The sequence below is a fragment of the Sulfuricurvum sp. genome (assembly GCF_049305995.1).
Taxonomy (GTDB): domain Bacteria; phylum Campylobacterota; class Campylobacteria; order Campylobacterales; family Sulfurimonadaceae; genus Sulfuricurvum.
This window is the reverse complement of record NZ_JBAQPS010000194.1, coordinates 1-1,858: the sequence shown is the minus strand read 5'-3', so window position 1 is coordinate 1,858 and position 1,858 is coordinate 1. Positions and strand designations below refer to the sequence as shown.

Below are 1,858 nucleotides of genomic sequence, written 5' to 3'. Positions count from 1 at the left end.
ACGCTCGTCCGCGCATATCGGCAGAGGTGCGAGGAACGATAACGCTGAGGGCATCGACGACATCTCCCGCGACACGGACGTCAAGTTTAACGAGATCGCCCTGACGAAATTCGATAGGATCGTAGTCGAAACTCGCGTATCCTTTCGACGTTGATTTGAGTTTATCGTAAAAATCAACAACGATTTCGTTCATCGGCATGACGTAGATGAGCATGACACGTGTCTCGTTGAGATACTCCATCTTCTCTTGCATACCCCGCTTGTTGGTCAAAAGGGTAATCACATTCCCCAAATAATCAGTCGGAACGATCACCGTTGCACGAACATACGGCTCTTCGATTTTTTCTATCGTTTGCGGCTCAGGGAGTTCACTTGGATTTTGGACTTCAATCATCGTCCCATCGGTCTTGTAGACTTTATAGATAACGGACGGTGCTGTAGCGATGAGATCGAGATTAAATTCCCGCTCCAATCGCTCTTTAACGACCTCCATGTGCAGCATTCCCAAAAAGCCGACACGAAACCCAAAGCCTAGAGCAACCGATGTTTCCGGCTCATAACTAAGACTACTGTCGTTGAGTTTCAGTTTATCGAGAGCATCCCGTACCGATTCAAACTCATCGGTATCGATCGGATAGAGCCCCGCAAATACGAAAGGTTTTGCCGGAGCATATTCACCGACCGGTTCTTTGGCTGGATTACGCGCATCGGTGATCGTATCGCCGACACGGATAGAGCCTACCTCTTTAACCCCCAAAATGACAATCCCGATCTCTCCGGCTTTGATCGCTTGCGTTTTTTGACGACGGAGCGGGTGAGGATACATCAGCTCTAGCACTTGATGATTTTCATCATTGTGCATCAACTTGACCATCTGCCCTGTTTTGATCTCGCCATCAAATACACGTACTAATGCCATCGCCCCTTGATACGAATCAAACCACGAATCGTAAATGATCGCTTTGGTCGTAGCAGTCGGATCACCCGCAGGGGCTGGGATACGATCGACGATAGCATCGATGAGGGTACGGATACCCACACCCGTTTTCGCCGAGATCATGATCGCATCGGTCGCATCGATCCCTATCGTCGTTTCGATCTCTTCGGCAACCCGTTCAGGTTCTGCGGCGGGAAGATCGATTTTGTTGATGACAGGGATGAGAGTGAGATTGTTTTCCATCGCCATATAAACATTGGCGATGGTTTGGGCTTCAACTCCCTGCGCCGCATCGACGATGAGCAATGCACCGTCCGAAGATGCGAGAGATTTGGAAACCTCGTAGCTAAAATCAACGTGGCCCGGAGTGTCGATCAGGTTCAAAATATAATGTTGTCCATCTTTGACGTAATCGAGACGGACGCTTTGCGCTTTGATCGTAATCCCGCGCTCTTGTTCGATGTCCATTGTGTCCATCATTTGCTTAGAGAGCTCACGATCACTCACCGCGCCACACTCTTGGATGATACGGTCGGCTAACGTACTTTTGCCGTGATCGATATGGGCGATGATAGAGAAATTGCGAATATTATTCATTAGGTTCTATTACTCATTTAGTTTAATTAATGGAATTATAGCAGAGCGTTGCTTAGGAGGTATCAAAGTCGTGATTCGATCTAACCGTAACCTAAATTTTATAAAAAAGATACGTTTGTCTCGTTTTTTCTTTATAGGATGAAAAACCGAAATGCCCTTTATAAAATTCTTCTAATTTATCATTATCGGGCAAAAGAGCCAACCATAGATCACTTTGGCTTTTGATAGAATCATTTGAGCTTTTTGGGCAAAGGCAGATGCTTTATCATTACCCATTTCCATTTTTTCGATAATAGATTTGGGTAATTTACGAGGAAGAGAAGC

At 46.2% G+C, this 1,858-nt stretch carries 1 protein-coding gene; it reads right to left on the bottom strand.

Annotated features, from left to right (window positions below):
- A partial coding sequence (lepA, locus tag WA010_RS06555; RefSeq protein WP_422556341.1) for a translation elongation factor 4 occupies positions 1 to 1,534 on the bottom strand: 1,534 nt, incomplete at its 3' end.
- Positions 1,535 to 1,858: the final 324 nt, after the last annotated feature.